This is a genomic window from Allobosea sp. CER48, assembly GCF_044752385.1.
Taxonomy (GTDB): Bacteria; Pseudomonadota; Alphaproteobacteria; order Rhizobiales; family Beijerinckiaceae; genus Allobosea.
The window spans coordinates 1-1,328 of the sequence record NZ_JBIWYK010000674.1; the positions used below are offsets into that span (position 1 = coordinate 1).

Here is a 1,328-nt window from a genome sequence, read left to right on the forward strand (position 1 = left end):
AGTTCGACGCGGGGCTCCGGGCGGCCCTCGCCGGCGAAGGCCTGGACGGCATATGGCTTGCGCTGCACGGCGCCATGGTCACGACCGACTGCCCTGATCCGGAAGGCGTGCTCCTCGCCCATATCCGATCCGTCCCCGGCTGCGAGACGCTGCCAGTGTTCGGGGTCTTCGACCTGCACGCCAATTTCACCACCGCGATGGCCGCGAACGCCAATGCTCTCGTCGCCTATCGCGAGAATCCCCATAGCGATGCCCGCGAATCCGCCGTGCGCTCCGCCCGCCTGCTGGCGCGAGCACTGACCGACGATGTGCGGCCGCGCATGGTCTGCACCAATGCGCCCGTGGTCTGGCCGCCGACCGGCACCGGAACGGCCGACCGGCCGATGCGCGACCTCGAGGCGCTGGCGCGGCAGGTCGAGGCAGAGAATCCGGCGATCTGGGCCGCAAACGTCGTGGGAGGCTATTCCTTTTCGGACGTGCCCGAGGCCGGCGTCGCCTTCGCGGTCGCCTTCACCGGCCCGGAAGCGGAAGCGCGGGACGCTCTCGCCCGCCTGACCGAGACCGCCGTCGAACTCCGTGAGCTCGGCCTGCCCGCGGAACGGGATATCGACGATGCCGTCCGGGAAATCCTGCGCTCGCCGGGTGGCCCCTTTCTCATTGTCGAGCCCGCCGACAACATCGGCGGCGGCGCGCCGGGGGACGGCACATCCGTGCTGCGCGCTTTCCTGCGCCACGGTGTCGAGAACTGCGCGGTGGCGATCGCGGACCCGGCCGCCGTGACGGCCATGGCCGGTGCCCGCCCGGGCGAGGTCCGCATGCTGTCCATCGGCGGCAAGGGCAGCACCATCGCCGAGGGTCCGGTCGAGATCGCGGTGCGCCTCGTCAGCGCGAGCGACGGCGAATTCGCTCTGGAGGACCTGAACAGCCATCTCGCCGCCTCGCAAGGCTCGCGCTTCAGCATGGGCCCTTGCGTGGTGGTCGAGGCAGCGGGCGTCACCATCCTGCTGAGCAGCCGCAAGACGCCCCCCTTCGATCTCGCCCAATTCCGTTCGCAGGGCATCCATCCCGAGACCCTGAAGGCCATCGGCGTGAAGGCCGCGGTGGCGCACCGGCGAGCCTACGACAAGATCGCGAAGGGCAGCTTCACCGTGGCGACGCCCGGCCCCTGCACCAGCAGGATCGCGGGGTTGCCCTATACGCGTTTGCGCAAGCCGGTCTTTCCGATCCACGCTGAGGCCTGACGCCGTTTGCGCCGGGGAGAAGCGCTGCGACGAAAGGCCTGTTTCCTCTCATGGAACAGGCGCATCTTGCTTGAGGCAGGCCGCACG

General features: G+C 69.7%; 1 protein-coding gene. It reads left to right on the forward strand.

What is annotated here, in order from left to right:
• Window positions 1-1,241: M81 family metallopeptidase (locus ACIPIA_RS16465; protein ID WP_400511051.1), on the forward strand; the 1,241-nt coding region annotated here is incomplete at its 5' end.
• Window positions 1,242-1,328: the final 87 nt, after the last annotated feature.